Origin of the sequence: Kitasatospora sp. CB01950, from assembly GCF_001905465.1 — a bacterium.
Lineage (GTDB): Bacteria > Actinomycetota > Actinomycetes > Streptomycetales > Streptomycetaceae > Kitasatospora.
Map to the genome: position 1 here is coordinate 1 of NZ_LISX01000015.1, position 14,087 is coordinate 14,087.

The 14,087-nt window shown below is 72.6% G+C and carries 13 protein-coding genes; all 13 read right to left on the reverse strand.

Annotation, left to right across the window (positions count from 1 at the left end):
• Positions 1 to 490 precede the first annotated feature (490 nt).
• Positions 491 to 1,336, reverse strand: coding sequence for an AAA family ATPase (locus AMK19_RS28745; RefSeq protein WP_241844638.1), 846 nt, complete (start codon positions 1,334 to 1,336; stop codon positions 491 to 493).
• A 75-nt stretch (positions 1,337 to 1,411) separates the two neighbouring features.
• The gene (aroQ, locus tag AMK19_RS28750) at positions 1,412 to 1,861 is read right to left on the reverse strand and encodes a type II 3-dehydroquinate dehydratase (RefSeq protein ID WP_073816938.1); all 450 of its coding nucleotides are present in this window, start codon (positions 1,859 to 1,861) and stop codon (positions 1,412 to 1,414) included.
• Entirely contained in the window at positions 1,858 to 2,949 is a 1,092-nt protein-coding gene (aroB, locus tag AMK19_RS28755; RefSeq protein WP_073816941.1) for a 3-dehydroquinate synthase, read from the reverse strand. The genes aroQ and aroB overlap by 4 nt, the downstream gene beginning before the upstream one ends.
• Positions 2,942 to 3,463 carry a shikimate kinase gene (locus AMK19_RS28760; RefSeq protein ID WP_073816944.1) on the reverse strand — a complete coding sequence of 174 codons (522 nt, stop codon included), beginning with the start codon at positions 3,461 to 3,463 and terminating at the stop codon, positions 2,942 to 2,944. The genes aroB and AMK19_RS28760 overlap by 8 nt, the downstream gene beginning before the upstream one ends.
• Positions 3,460 to 4,644: a chorismate synthase gene (gene aroC / locus AMK19_RS28765; RefSeq protein WP_143200454.1), complete on the reverse strand. Its 1,185-nt coding sequence runs from the start codon at positions 4,642 to 4,644 to the stop codon at positions 3,460 to 3,462. Before aroC ends, AMK19_RS28760 begins: the two co-directional genes overlap by 4 nt.
• A gap of 199 nt (positions 4,645 to 4,843) precedes the next feature.
• On the reverse strand, positions 4,844 to 5,668 hold the full coding sequence (locus AMK19_RS28770; RefSeq protein ID WP_073816950.1) for a shikimate dehydrogenase: 825 nt from the start codon (positions 5,666 to 5,668) through the stop codon (positions 4,844 to 4,846).
• Complete coding sequence (locus AMK19_RS28775) at positions 5,665 to 6,144, reverse strand: GNAT family N-acetyltransferase (RefSeq protein WP_073816953.1); 480 nt, start codon at positions 6,142 to 6,144, stop codon at positions 5,665 to 5,667. The genes AMK19_RS28770 and AMK19_RS28775 overlap by 4 nt, the downstream gene beginning before the upstream one ends.
• Positions 6,141 to 6,953 (reverse strand): ABC transporter ATP-binding protein, encoded by an 813-nt coding sequence (locus tag AMK19_RS28780; RefSeq protein WP_143200455.1) that lies wholly within the window; start codon positions 6,951 to 6,953, stop codon positions 6,141 to 6,143. Before AMK19_RS28780 ends, AMK19_RS28775 begins: the two co-directional genes overlap by 4 nt.
• Before the next feature lie 184 nt (positions 6,954 to 7,137).
• Entirely contained in the window at positions 7,138 to 9,108 is a 1,971-nt protein-coding gene (gene mltG, locus AMK19_RS28785; protein ID WP_073816960.1) for an endolytic transglycosylase MltG, read from the reverse strand.
• Between the two features lie 110 nt (positions 9,109 to 9,218).
• Positions 9,219 to 10,412 carry an endolytic transglycosylase MltG gene (gene mltG / locus AMK19_RS28790; RefSeq protein WP_241844639.1) on the reverse strand — a complete coding sequence of 398 codons (1,194 nt, stop codon included), beginning with the start codon at positions 10,410 to 10,412 and terminating at the stop codon, positions 9,219 to 9,221.
• Between the two features lie 87 nt (positions 10,413 to 10,499).
• Positions 10,500 to 10,988, reverse strand: a complete 489-nt coding sequence (ruvX, locus tag AMK19_RS28795; RefSeq protein ID WP_073816963.1) for a Holliday junction resolvase RuvX — start codon at positions 10,986 to 10,988, stop codon at positions 10,500 to 10,502.
• A complete protein-coding gene (gene alaS, locus AMK19_RS28800) occupies positions 10,985 to 13,651 on the reverse strand; it encodes an alanine--tRNA ligase (RefSeq protein ID WP_073816967.1) in 2,667 nt (888 codons plus the stop codon). The genes ruvX and alaS overlap by 4 nt, the downstream gene beginning before the upstream one ends.
• Entirely contained in the window at positions 13,651 to 14,085 is a 435-nt protein-coding gene (locus AMK19_RS28805) for a DUF6167 family protein (RefSeq protein WP_143200456.1), read from the reverse strand. Before AMK19_RS28805 ends, alaS begins: the two co-directional genes overlap by 1 nt.
• Positions 14,086 to 14,087 lie beyond the last annotated feature (2 nt).

Here is a 14,087-nt window from a genome sequence, read left to right on the forward strand (position 1 = left end):
AGGCAAGCGCAAGCGAAACCCCGCACAGCGGCAGGCAAGCGCAAGCGAAACCCCGCACAGCGGCAGGCAAGCGCAAGCGAAACCCCGCACAGCGGCAGGCAAGCGCAAGCGAAACCCCGCACAGCGGCAGGCAAGCGCAAGCGAAACCCCGCACAGCGGCAACTCGCATTGCCGCGGGCCTCCGGCTGCACGGCTTTCGGCGCGGGGGCGGGGGCGGGTTCCTGCTCGGTGGTCGGTGCCCCGCAGGGGTGTCGGCTCTGGCGGTGGCCAGTGAGGTGGGCTGCTCGCGGGCGGTACCGGGGGTGGCGAGGAATGATTCCGCGCAGCGCAGACCCGCGGAGCAGATGGGCAGCACAGCGATCCGCGCCAGCACAGCGGGCGGCAGCGCGAAGCGACCCGCCCGGCGAGGGCACCGTGAAGCAGGCCGCACAGCACGGCAGAAGCCCGCGCAGCGAAGCGTGTCGGCTGGCGGAACGTTACGGCAGTGGGGTCAGGCCTGGTGGAGGCGGGAGAAGATCGCCTGGTCGAGCGCGGCGGCCGTCTCGGGGACGGTGAGGTTGGAGTTGTCGATGATGGGGAGGCCGGAGGTGCGCCAGCCGGCCATGCGGCCGTGGATGCGGGCGACTTCGTCGTCGGAGAGGCGGCGGTTGCCGGAGCGTTCGGCGTTGCGGGCGAGGACGCGGTCGAGGCCGGGAAGGAGGACGACGGGGATCATGCCGGGGCCGATGTGGCGTTTCCAGCCGCCGAGGCCGATCGCGGGGCGGTCGGGGAAGACGGCGTCGTCGATGATGCAGGAGATGCCGTTGGCGAGGTAGTTGCGGCAGGCGAAGCCGCAGGTGCGGCGGGCGAGCCGGTACTGGGCCTCGGAGGCGGTGTTCCAGCCGGACTGCGGGTTGGCGAAACCGGCCTGGACCCATTCGCGGACGTCGTCGAGGCTGATGTGCGCGGTGGGGGTGGGCCGGCGTTCGGCCCAGTAGCGGGCGACGGTGGTCTTGCCGGCGCCGGCCGCGCCGATCAGCAGGACGGCGATCGGTCCGGTGGGCAGGGGCGCGGGCAGTACGGGCATCGGCGGTGGCACGGCGGGGAGTTGGACGGTGCCGCCGCTGGGGAGCAGGAAGTGTCCGGTGCCGCCGGGGGCGACGGGCCCGACGGCCTTGAGCGGGACGGTCGGCCGGTCGGGTCGGCCCGGGATCGGGCCGAGGGTGGGGATGGCCTGGGTGGTGGCGGGCAGTGCCGGTGCGGGGTACGGCGGTTGAGGGACCGTCGGATACGGCGGCGTCCCCGGACGGGGCGGCACCTGACCCCCCGGCTGGTGGCTCTGCGCGTACTGGCTCACCGTCACCTCCCTGCGCCGAATGTACACGTCGGCCCGGTGGCGGGCACAAGTCCGCGACCGGGCCGGCGAGGGGTGTCAGCGGGTGGTGAGCTGCTCGGCGAGGGCCCGCAGGGCGAGTTCGTACGAGCCGAGGCCGAAGCCCGCGATGGTGCCGGAGGCGACCGCGGCGATCACCGAGGTGTGCCGGAAGGTCTCGCGGGTGTAGGGGTTGGAGATGTGCACCTCGATGAGGGGGGCGGTGCGCTGCGCGGCGGCGTCCCGCATCGCGTACGAGTAGTGGGTGAACGCACCGGGGTTGATCACCACCGGGGTCTTGGCGTCCGCCGCCTCGTGCAGCCAACCGACCATCTCCGCCTCGGAGTTGGTCTCCCGCACCTCGACGTCCAAGCCCAGTTCGAGCCCCAAGGAAGCACACCGCGCGACCAGGCCCGCGTACGAGGTGGACCCGTACACGTCGGGCTCGCGGGAGCCCAGCCGGCCCAGGTTGGGGCCGTTGAGCACCAGCACCGGCACGGGGGCGGTCATCCGGAGACCTCCGCGTACGCGGCGACCAGCAGCGACGGGTCGGGGCCCTCCAGCACGGAGGTCTTGGCGAGGCCGTCCAGGACGATGAAGCGCAGCAGGTCGCCGCGCGACTTCTTGTCGATCTTCATGGCGTCCAGCAGCTTCGGCCAGGCGTCCGCCCGGTAGCTGAGCGGCAGGCCGACCGAGGCCAGCACGGTGCGGTGCCGGTCGGCGGTGGCGTCGTCCAACCGCCCGGCCAGACGGCCGAGTTCGGCGGCGAAGACCATGCCGATGGAGATCGCCGCGCCGTGCCGCCACTTGTAGCGCTCGTTGCGTTCGATGGCGTGGCCGAGGGTGTGGCCGTAGTTGAGGATCTCGCGGCGGCCGGACTCCTTGAGGTCGCCGGAGACCACGTCGGCCTTGACCTGGATGGCGCGCCGGATCAGCTCCAGGGTGTGCGGCCCGACGGGGCTGGTCGCGGCGGCGGGGTCCTGCTCGATCAGGTCGAGGATGACCGGGTCGGCGATGAAGCCGGCCTTGATCACCTCGGCGAGGCCGGAGACGTAGTCGTGCTTGCCGAGGGTCTCCAGGGTGCCGAGGTCGGCCAGCACGCCCGCGGGCGGGTGAAAGGCGCCGACCATGTTCTTGCCCTCGGCGATGTTGATGCCGGTCTTGCCGCCGACCGCGGCGTCGACCATGCCGAGCAGCGTGGTGGGCACCGAGATCCAGCGCACTCCGCGCAGCCAGGTGGCGGCGACGAAGCCCGCCAGGTCGGTGGTCGAGCCGCCACCCAGGCCGATGATCACATCGCTGCGGGTGAAGCCGGTCTGGCCGAGCACCGACCAGCAGTACGCGGCGACCTCGACGCTCTTGGCGTCCTCGGCGTTCGGCACCTGGAGGACGATCGCCTCGTAGCCCTGCTCGGCCAGGTCCTCGCGGATCGCCTCGCCGGTGGCCTCCAGCGCCTCCGGGTGGATGACCGCCACCCGCTTGGCCTTCGGGCCGATCAGCGGGGCGAGTTCGCCGAGCAGCCGGTGCCCGATCAGCACCTCGTACGGGTCGTGGCCGTCGCTGCCCGCGACCTGAATCCGGACGATCTCGTCAGTCATGGGGGTTCTTCAGCTCCAGTGCTTCGAGTACGGCGTCGGCGACCTGCTCGGGGGTGCGGCCCTGGGTGTCGACCACGGCGGTGGCGACCTCCAGGTACAGCGGGCGGCGGGCCTCCATCAGCTCGCGCCAGCGGGCCCGGGGGTTGACCGCGAGCAGCGGGCGGGGGGCGTCCAGGCCGACCCGCTTGACCGCGTCGGCGAGGGCGACCTCCAGGAACACCACCGGCAGCGGCGCGAGCACCTCGCGGGTGGCGGAGGCCATCACGGCGCCGCCGCCGAGCGCCAGCACGCCGGAGAACTCCGCGGCGGCGGCCGCGACGGCCGCCCGCTCCAGCTGCCGGAAGTGCGGCTCGCCGTCGTCGACGAAGATCTCCGGGATGGGCTTGCCGGCCGTCCGCTCGACGTCCTCGTCGGTGTCGCGGAACGGCAGGCCGAGGCGCTCCGCGAGGACCCGCCCGACGGTGGACTTGCCACTGCCGGGCGGGCCGACCAGCACCACTGCGGGGCTGGTCATCGGACGATCAGGTTGTCGAGGTAGGACTGCACGTTGCGGCGGGTCTCGGAGACGTTGTCGCCGCCGAACTTCTCCGCCACCGCGTCGGCCAGCACCAGCGCCACCATCGCCTCGGCGACGATGCCGGCCGCCGGGACGGCGCACACGTCGGACCGCTGGTGGTGCGCCTTCGCGGGCTCGCCGGTGCGCACGTCCAGCGTCTGCAGGGCGCGCGGGACGGTCGCGATCGGCTTCATCGCGGCGCGGACGCGCAGCACCTCGCCGGTGGACAGGCCGCCCTCGGTGCCGCCGGAGCGGCCGGAGGCGCGCTTCACGCCGTCGGGGGTCGGCAGGATCTCGTCGTGCGCCTGCGAGCCGGGGACGCGGGCCAGGCCGAAGCCGTCGCCGACCTCGACGCCCTTGATCGCCTGGATGCCCATCAGCGCGGCGGCCAGTCGGGCGTCCAGCCGGCGGTCCCAGTGGACGTGCGAGCCGAGGCCGACCGGCACGCCGTACGCCAGCACCTCGACGACGCCGCCGAGGGTGTCGCCGTCCTTGTGGGCCTGGTCGATCTCGGCGACCATCGCCTTCGACGCGTCGGCGTCCAGGCAGCGCACCGGGTCCTCGTCGAGGCGGGCCTCGTCGGAGGGCAGCGGCAGCACCCCGGCGGGGGCCTTGGCGGCGGCCAGCTCGACCACGTGGCTGACGATCTCGATGCCGCAGGTCTCCTTCAGGTAGGAGCGGGCGACGACGCCGAGCGCGACCCGGGCCGCGGTCTCCCGGGCGCTGGCGCGCTCCAGGATCGGCCGGGCCTCGTCGATCGAGTACTTCTGCATGCCGGCCAGGTCGGCGTGGCCCGGACGGGGGCGGGTCAGCGGCTCGTTGCGGGCCAGGCCCGCGAGCACCTCGGGGTCGACCGGGTCGGCCGACATGACCTGCTCCCACTTCGGCCACTCGGTGTTGCCGACCATGATCGCCACCGGCGAGCCCATGGTCTCGCCGTGCCGGACACCGCCGAGGAAGGTCACCTCGTCCTGCTCGAACTTCATCCGCGCGCCGCGACCATAGCCGAGCCGCCGGCGGGCCAGCGCGTCGGCCACCATGGCAGTGGTGACCGGCACTCCGGCCGGCAGGCCCTCCAGCGTCGCGACCAGAGCGGGGCCGTGCGACTCCCCCGCCGTCAGCCAGCGCAAGCTACCCACCGAAAAGCTCCTTCGTCAGCGGCCCGCACGCCGTGCACGGCGGCCGGTCCGGCGTCTCGTCCTGCCCCCGCTGCGGAGCGCGGCGGGGCAAGCACCGATCCTTTCACGTCCGGACGGCCGTCGTGGGCACGGTCCGCGTGACGGACACCGAACGTCCGCGATCGCCGCGCCGAAGCCGCAGCTCAGGACGCCGGGCAGCTCAGGACGCCAGCGCCGCCTCGCCCGCGGTCCGCATCGCCGCCAGCGGGCCGCGTTCGACGCCGGTGAACCGCTCGAACTGGAGCACCGCCTGGTGCACCAGCAGGTCCAGCCCGCCGAGCACGGTGCCGCCACGCTCCAGGCAGGCGGCCGCCAGCGCGGTCGGCCACGGGTGGTACAGCACGTCGAACAGCACCCCGGGCGTGCCGGTCAGCTGCGCGGCGAAGGCGTCGGTGGCGCCGACCGGCGTGGTGGAGACGGTCAGCGGCCCGGCCAGCGCCTGCGCACCGTCCGCCCAGTCGGCGGTGCGCACCGCCACCCCGAGCTTCTCCCCCAACTCCCGCATCTCGGCAGCCCGTTCGGCACTGCGCACGTACACCGTCAGCGGCCCGTCGCAGAGCTGCCCGAGCGCGGCCAGCGCGGACGAGGCGGTGGCCCCGGCGCCCAGCACCGCCGCCGACTCCACCCGCCCGACACCCCGCTCGCGCAGCGCGTTGACCAGACCGGGCACGTCGGTGTTGTCACCGTGCCGCCGCCCGTCCGGCCCGAACACCACGGTGTTGACGGCGTCCACGGACCGCGCGGTGTCGCTGACGGTGTCCAGCAGCGGCAGGATCGCCCGCTTCAACGGCATGGTCAGTGACAGGCCCGCCCACGCGGCGTCCAGGCCGGTGACGAACGCCGCCAACCCGGCCTCGTCGATCTCGTACCGGTCGTAGCTCCACCCGTCCATCCCGAGCGCGGCATAGCCGGCCCGGTGCAGCGCGGGCGAGAGCGAGTGGGCGATCGGCGAGCCGAGCACGGCGGCGCGGTGCGGGGTGGTCACGGGACGGCCTTTCGGGAGAAGGGGGGACGGTACAGCCGGACGTCGATCGGATCCTCGGACGCGAACCCGAAGCCGTGCCGCTCGTACAGCCGGCGGGCGGGGCTGCCCTGCAGCACGACCAGCCGCACGGCCTGCCCGGCGGCGTCGACGTCGTCGAGCGCGGAGCGCAGCACGGCGGTGCCGAGGCCCCGGCCGTGCAACACCGGGTCGAGGTAGAAGTGTTCCAGCACCACCGTGTCGGGCCGGTCCTCGTCCGGGCGCACCGCCAGGCAGCCGGCCGGCGACGGAAAGCCCGGCACCTCCACCACCGCGGTGTGCGCAGCCCGGTACGCGTCGCGCATCCGCTGCCGCACCCGGTGCTCGTCCCAGCGGCCGAGCCGTTCCAGGTCGGGACGCATCGCCGCCGCCCGCAGCTCGACCAGCGGTTCCAGGTCGGCGTCGGTGGCCGGACGCAGCGCCCAGTCCCGGACGCTCACGCGGCGCCCCGGCGGGTCCGGGCCGTCCAGCGGCCCTCGCTGTGACCGATCCGGATCGGGTGGCGGAAGCAGTCGGAAACCAGCTCGGTGGTGAGCACCTCACCCGCCGGGCCGGCCGCGGTGGCCAGTCCGTCGCGCAGCAGCAGCGCGTGGCTGGTGGTCTCCGGCAGCTCCTCCAGGTGGTGGGTGACCAGCACCGACGCCACCTCGGGGAAGCGCCGGCGCAGCCCGTCCAGGCTCTCCAACAACTGCTCGCGCGCGGTCAGGTCCAGCCCGGTGGCGGGCTCGTCGAGCAGCAGCAGCCGGGGTTCCGGCATCAGCGCCCGGGCGATCAGCACCCGCCCGCGCTCGCCCTGCGACAGCGTCGTCCAGGCGCTCTCGGCACGGTGCGCGACACCCATCGCGTGGATCAACTCCTCGGCGTGGTCGAGCTGTTCGGCGGTCGGCTTGCGGAACGGGTCCGGCTCGATCGACTGCGTGACGCCGGTCAGCACCACCTGACGCACCGTCAACGGCGAACGCAACGGATGCCGCGGATTCACATGCCCGAGATGCGCCCGCAACTCCCGCACATCCACCCGCCCGAGCTGCCGCCCCAGCACCTTCACACTGCCCGCCGTCGGATGCTCCACCGCCCCCAACAGCGACAACAACGTACTCTTCCCGGCCCCGTTCGCCCCGAGCACCGCCCAGTGCTCCCCGGCCCGAACGGTCAACGACACGTCCTTCAGCAAGTACCGCCCACCACGGACCACATCGACGCGGGCGGCTTCCAACAGGGCCGGCTCAGAGGGCTGCAAGGTCTCCATCCGCATCACGCTACTCGCCACCCCCGGCCACCCCGCAAAGCCGTCCCGCCCACCGGACGCCCTGCGCCCCGGTCGGCCGGTGAGCCGGGAGTGGGCAACCGGAGCGAGGCGGTCGACGGCGGCGGGTGCCGGTAGTGCCGACACGGCGGCGCGGCCGGTCGCACCGACCGGCCGCGCCCGCGACTCACTTGCAGACGACCTGCTTCGAGTCGTACTGCTTGCCCCGCGAGATGCACCAGTTCTCGGTGTTCTTCGCGTGCTCCTCGCCGGTCGCGGCGAACTTGGTCTCCGACGGCGAGATCGCCAGCCAGTACGCCCAGTCGCCCGGGGTCGGGTTGAGGACCGCCCTGATCGCGTTCTCGCTCGGGTTGGAGATCGGCGTGGGCGGCAGGCCGGGGTTCATGTTGGTGTTGTACTTCAGCGAGCGGTCGTTGATCTCCGCATAGCTCAGCTCCTTGCGGCCCAACTGGTACTGCAGCGTGGTGTCCAGGCCGAGCTTGTGCCCGGTGACGTTGGTGGTCAGGCGGTTGGAGATGGCCCTGGCCATCTTGCCGAAGTCGTGGTCGTTGTTGCCCTCGGCCTGCAGGATCGACGCCTCGGTGATCACCTCGTAGGCGTTCTTCAGGCCGATCTTCTGCGCGGCCTCGTCCAGCTTGAGCTCGTTGTAGCGCTGGACGGCGTTCCCCACCATCTGCTTGAGCAGGTCCTCGGGCTTCATGCCGTCGGTGACGGAGTACCGGGTCGGGTACAGGAAGCCCTCGGGGTTGTTGTTGGCGTAGGCGGGCAGGCCGAGGTTGCCGGCCTGGTCCTTGGCCACCTTGGCGGTGGTGCCCTTCTCCAGCTTCAGCTTCTCGTCGATCTTGGTGTAGATGTCCGCAGCGATCATGCCTTCCGGCATGATCAGCACGTTGCCGCCGTTCGACTCCACCAGTTCCTTGACGGCCGCGTCGCCGGACATCTCGTGCTTCATGGTGTAGATGCCGGGCTGGATGCCACGCGCCTTCGGGTTCTTGTCGTACGCGACGGTGAACGCCTTGATGCTCTTCACCACGCCGGCGTCCCTCAGCACCCTCGCGATGTCGCCGCCGACCGCGCCGGAGGCGACGGTGATGTTGACGGAGCCGTTGCCGTCGCCGTTGAAGTCCGGCGGCGGGCCGAAGCGCTGCTGGTACTGGCCGTAGCCCCACCAGCCCGCGCCGCCGGTCGCGCCGAGCAGGACCAGGGCGACCACCAGGCAGGCGCCGCTGTTGCGGCGGCCCGACTTCTTGCCCTTCTCCTTGCGCTTGCGCTCGGCCTCGCGGGAGTTGTCCTGCTCGGAGAGGAACGAGCTGCGCTCCTCCTCGGCGTACTCGTCCTCGGCCCACGTCTCGGGCTCGTCCGCGCGCTGGTCGGCCTCCGTGGCGGCCGTCGCCGCCCCCGGGTTGTCGAGCGCGGCGGCCTCGGCCTCCCAGTCGATGCCGTCCGGACCGGGCCCGGCGGGACGCGCCTGCGGTGCGGGCTGCTGCTGCACCGGCCGCGGTGCGGCCTGCTGCGGCATGCCCTGCACCGGCTGCTGCATCCCCTGCATGCCCTGCGGCATCGGCTGCGACTGCGGCACACCCTGCTGCACGAACTGCTGCTGACCGCCCTGGCTCGCCCCGCGCTGCTGCGGATACCCCTGGCCGCCCATCGGCATCTGCGCCTGCTGCGGCGGCATCGCCTGCGGCATGGCCTGCTGCTGCATTCCCTGCTGCGGCATCGGCTGCCCGGGCGCGAAGCCCTGCTGCTGCCCGAACTGGTCCTGCCCGAACTGCTGTTGGCCGCCCTGCGTCATCCCGGGCTGGACCATGCCCTGCTGCTGCGGATACCCCTGCGGCTGCTGCTGGACGAACCCCTGCTGCTGCGGGTAGCCCTGGCCGCCCATCGGCATCTGCTGCTGAGGAACCTGCTGCTGCACCTGCTGCTGGGGCATCTGCTGCTGCGGAACCCCCGGCAAAGGCATCCCCTGCTGCGGCACGCCCTGCTGCTGCACATACCCCTGCGGGTACTGCTGCTGACCGAATTCCTGCTGCTGCCCGAGGTCCTGCTGCTGCCCGTACTGCGGGGGCTGCTGCTGCTCGCCGGGGAACCACGCCTGGTCGCCCTGGGCACCGTAGCGCCCGCTCTGATCAGTCATCGATCCCCTTACCGCGTCCAGGGTGTCCGTCGAACCGGCGTGCTAGCGACGCCCGTGCTGGGAGACGTTACCGTACCGCAGCGTAGCCAACGGGCGTCACTCCCTGTTGTTCAGGGAACGACAGGTGACGGGTCGGAGGGGGTCGGCGACGGGTTCTGTGCGCGATGTGCGTTGAACTCGTCGACGTTCTTTCGCTGTTGGTCGGAGCTGTCGGTGAACCGGGTGTCGCCGGGTTGGACGGTCACGAAGTACAGCCAGTCACCGTCGGCGGGGCGGATCGCGGCACGCAGCGCGTCCCGGCCGGGGTTGCCGATGGGGGTGGGCGGCAGGCCGGGGTGGGCGTAGGTGTTGAACGGGGAGTCGAGCCTGGTGTCGTCCACGGTGGTGGTGAGGGTGGAGCGGCCGAGCGCGTAGTTGATGGTGGAGTCGAGTTGCAGCGGCATGTTCTTCGCGAGCCGGTTGTAGACGACGCGCGCGACCTTGGCCATGTCCTCGGGGTTGTCGGCCTCGGCCTGGGCGAGGCTGGCGACGGCGAGCAGCCCGTACGGGGAGATGTTGTTGTTGGCGGCGGCGTCCTTGACGGCGTCGCCGTCGAGCTGGGTGTCGGCCTCTTTCACCATCTCCTGGAGCAGGGTGAGCGGGGTGCTGTCGCCGGTGACGGGGTAGGTCGCGGGGAACAGGTAGCCCTCCGGGTGGCCGTCCGCGGAGGCGGGGAGGCCGAGGTCGGCGAGGTGCTGTTCGGCGATGCCCTTGGTGGTGCCGGCGGCCAGGCCGAGCCGGGTGTCGATGGCGGTGTAGACCTGGGTGGTGCGCCAGCCCTCGGGGATGGTCAGGGCGTTGGCGTTGGACGGGTCGAGCAGCATGTTGAGGGCGGCGACCGCCGGCATCTTCTCCTTGAGGGTGTAGGTGCCGGGGTGGATCCGGTCGCCGGCCGGGCTCTTGGCCGCAGCCTCGGTGAACGCCCGGACGGAGGCGACGACATGTTTGGCGGTCAGCGTCCGGCCGATCTGGGTGATGCTGGCGCCCTGGGCGACCGACACCTGCACCCGGCCGGTGCCGACGCCGACGAAGTCGGGGGCGGGCTTCTTGCCCTCGGGCCAGACCAGGAACAGCGCGACCGCGGCGGCCGCCAGCACCCCGAACAGGCCGGCCACGCTGAGGCAGCAGGCGGCGCCGGTGCGCAGCCGTCCCGGGTCGGGCGGTTCGACGCCGTACGGCAGGCCGGGCGGTGCGGCGTCGGGTTCGAGCACGGGGGCGCCGAGGTGGCCGGGGGTCAGTCCGGGCGCGGTGTACGGGTCGGTCACGGCGGGCCTCCGGCGGCGGGCATGCGATCGGGGCCCGTGCGGACGCGCGTCCGCACGGGCCCCGATCGGGAACCTAGACCGGCCCGGTCAGGCCACCGGCTCGACACTCTCACCGGGTGCGCGGCCGCTCACCCGTTCGGTCTCAAGCGCGGCCTGGAGGATGACCACGGCCGCGGCCTGGTCGATCACCGAGCGGCCCTTCTTGGAGGACCGGCCGGAGGCGCGCAGCCCGGCGGCGGCGGTGACGGTGGTCATCCGCTCGTCGACCAGCCGCACGCCGACCGGGGCGACCAGCGCGGCCAGCCGGCCCGCGTAGGCGCGGACCTTGGCGGCGGCCGGGCCTTCCTTGCCGTTCAGCGAGCGTGGCAGTCCGACCACGACCTCGATCGCGTCGTACTCCTCGACGATCGCCTTGAGCCGGGCCTGCGAGCGGCCCCCGGCGGGGACGGTCTCCACGGGCGTGGCGATCAGCCCGTCGGGGTCGCAGACCGCGACCCCGATCCGGGCGTCGCCCACATCGACGGCGATCCGCCGGCCCCGCCGGAAGACCTTCTCTTCGACGAAGCCCTCACTCACGCGCGCTCGGCCACCAGTGCCCGGACGGCCTCGATCGCCTCGCCGACCGCGGCCGGGTTGCTGCCGCCGCCCTGTGCCACGTCGTCCTTGCCGCCACCGCCGCCGCCGAGCGTCTTCGCCGCGGCGCGGACCAGCTCGCCGGCCTTGATACCGCGGGCGCGGGCGTCCTCGCTGGTGGCGATGACGGTCAGCGGGCGGTCGTTCGCGACGGTGAACGCGGCGACCACGGACGGGCGGTTGCCGAGCCGGGCGCGGATGTCCAGCACCAGCTTGCGCAGCTCGTCCGCACCGGTGCCGTCGCCGACCCGGGCGGCGACCAGGGCCACGCCCCGGACGTCCTCCGCGCCCTCGGCGAGGCCCGCGGCGGCCTGCAGCACCTTCTCGGCGCGGAACTTCTCGATCTCCTTCTCGGCGTCCTTGAGCTTGGCGAGCATGCCGGAGATCTTCTCCGGCAGCTCCTCCGGACGGCCCTTGACCAGCTCGGTGAGCTGGGCGACCACGGTGTGCTCGCGCGCCAGGAACTTGTACGCGTCGGCGCCGACCAGCGCCTCCACGCGGCGCACGCCGGAGCCGATCGAGGACTCGCCGAGCAGCTTCACCAGGCCCAGCTGGGCGGTGTTGGCGACGTGCGTGCCGCCGCACAGCTCCTTGGAGAAGTCGCCGATGGTGACCACGCGGACGGAGTCGCCGTACTTCTCGCCGAACATCGCGATGGCGCCCTGCTTGCGGGCCTGGTCCATCGTCATGACCTCGGCGGTGACGTCGAGTTCACGGGTCAGCACGTCGTTGATCTTCTGCTCGACGTCGACCAGCACGCTGCCGGGCACGGCGGCGGGCGAGCCGAAGTCGAAGCGGAAGCGGCCCGGCGCGTTCTCCGAGCCGGCCTGGGCGGCCGTCGGGCCGAGCGCGTCGCGCAGCGCCTGGTGGGTCAGGTGGGTCGCCGAGTGGGCGCGGCCGATGGCCCGGCGGCGCTCGATGTCGATGGTGGCGTACGCGGCCGCGCCGAGCACGACCTCGCCGAACAGCACCCCGCCGGAGTGCACGATGACGCCCGGCACCGGCTGCTGCACGTCGCGGATCTCGACGACCGCGCCGGAGTCCAGGCGGATCCGGCCGTGGTCGGCGAGCTGGCCGCCGCCCTCGGCGTAGAACGGGGTGCGGTCGAGGATCAGCTCGACCTCGTCGCCCTCACTGGCGGCCGGCGACGGGACGCCGTCCACCAGCAGGCCGACCACGGTGGCCTCGCCCTCGGTGAGGGTGTAGCCGGTGAAGACGGAGGCGCCGGCGCTGTCGGCGACCTCGCGGTACGCGGCGACGTCGGCGTGGCCCATCTTCTTCGCCTTGGCGTCGGCCTTGGCCCGGTCGCGCTGCTCCTGCATCAGGCGGCGGAAGCCGGCCTCGTCGACCTGGAGGCCCTGCTCCTCGGCCATTTCCAGGGTGAGGTCGATCGGGAAGCCGTAGGTGTCGTGCAGCTTGAACGCCTGCTCGCCGGAGAGCACCACGCTGCCGCCGGCCTTGGTCTCGGTGACTGCGGCGTCCAGCAGGTTGGTGCCGGAGCGCAGGGTCTGCAGGAAGGCGTTCTCCTCGGCGACCACGACCGTCTCGATGCGCTTGCGGTCGGCCTCCAGCTCCGGGTACTGCGGGGCCATCGCCTTGATCGAGATGTCGATCAGGTCCTTGGCGACCGGCCCGATCGCGCCCAGCAGGCGCATGTTGCGGATCGCGCGGCGCAGGATGCGGCGCAGCACGTAGCCGCGGCCCTCGTTGCCGGGGGTGACGCCGTCACCGACCAGCATCAGCGCGGTGCGGAAGTGGTCGGTGACCACGCGCAGCGAGACGTCCGCCTTGTGGTCGGCGCCGTAGGTGTGGCCGGTGAGCTCGGCGGCGCGGTCGAGGATCATCCGGCTGGTGTCGATCTCGAAGAGGTTGTCGACGTCCTGCAGGACGGCGGCGAGGCGCTCCAGGCCGAGGCCGGTGTCGATGTTCTTGCTCGGCAGGTCGCCGAGGATCTCGAACCCGTCCTTGCCGTCGCCGTGGCCGCGCTCGTACTGCATGAAGACCAGGTTCCAGATCTCCAGGTAGCGCTCGCCGTTGACCGCCGGGCCGCCCTCCTCGCCGTACGCGGGGCCGCGGTCGTAGTTGATCTCCGAGCACGGGCCGCACGGGCCGGGAACGCCCATGGACCAGAAATTGTCCTTCATGCCCAGGCGCTGGATCCGCTCGGACGGCACGCCGATGACGTCCCGCCAGATCTTCTCGGCCTCGTCGTCGTCCTGGTAGACGGTGATCCAGAGCTTCTCGGGCTCCAGGCCGTAGCCGCCGTCCGCGACGGAGCCGGTGAGCAGCTCCCAGGCGAACGTGATGGCGCCTTCCTTGAAGTAGTCGCCGAACGAGAAGTTGCCGCACATCTGGAAGAACGAGCCGTGCCGGGTGGTCTTCCCGACCTCTTCGATGTCCAGGGTGCGGACGCACTTCTGCACGCTGGTGGCGCGCGAGAACTGCGGCTTGACCTCGCCGAGGAAGTACGGCTTGAAGGGCACCATGCCGGCGTTGACGAGCAGCAGGGTGGGGTCGTCGGCGACCAGCGAGGCCGACGGTACGACGGTGTGGCCGCGCTCCTCGAAGAAGCGCAGCCAGCGGCGGCGGATCTCTGCCGACTCCATCAGTGGGGGTCCTTCCGATCGGTCGTGCTGCCCGGCAGCTCGCGCTGACGGGTCTTGGCAACGATGGTCTGGGGGGTGGTGCGGCGCGTGCCGCGAGACGTGGGCAGGGCGGCGGCCGGGGAGCCCGGGGCCGCCGAGATAGCTCGGTCCCCGTCGGAGCCGGCCGCGCCACTGAGCGTGCGGCGGCGGGGCGGTTCGACGACCGCGGTGCCGTCCAGGCCGAGGTCGGCGCGCAGCTGCTGCTCGCGCTCGGCCATGCCGGACTTCACGTCGCGGGCGAACTGCCGGGCGGCGTCGCCGAGTTGGAGGGCGCCGCGGGCGGCGGTGCCGGACAGCGAGTCGGGCGTGAGGCGGTGCACCGCCTCGTTGGCCTTGTTCATGGCCCACACGGTCGCGCCTGCGCCGACCGCCATCCAGAAGATCCTGCGCACCATCG